This window comes from Streptococcus suis, assembly GCF_002960445.1.
In the GTDB taxonomy this organism is placed as follows: Bacteria; Bacillota; Bacilli; order Lactobacillales; family Streptococcaceae; genus Streptococcus; species Streptococcus hyiners.
On sequence record NZ_POJD01000407.1, the window covers coordinates 1 to 284 of the forward strand.

The following is a 284-nucleotide window of genomic DNA, read 5'->3' on the forward strand; positions in this document are numbered from 1 at the left end:
AGAGCGTATGATTTAACCAAGCCGGCATCATCTTTCAAGGATACTAAATAGTAGGCTGTATCTGCCAACTTAACTAGGCTTGGATTAGTGGCTTTATAGCCTTTTTCCTGCACTTCACCTTCTGCAGACTTCTGCGCTGCTGTTTCAGTCGCCGAAGCCAATTTGTAGTTGGTAATTTCACGAGTTCTCATATTGACAAGAATAAATCCAAGGTTGGATGAATCAGCAGTTGCTGAGGTGATACCTGTGTAGAGATAAATATCTGAGCCGATAGAAATATAATT

At 40.8% G+C, this 284-nt stretch carries 1 pseudogene; it reads right to left on the minus strand.

From position 1 onward, the window contains the following. A pseudogene (locus C1G53_RS12290) lies at positions 1 to 284 on the minus strand (hypothetical protein); the annotation flags it as partial.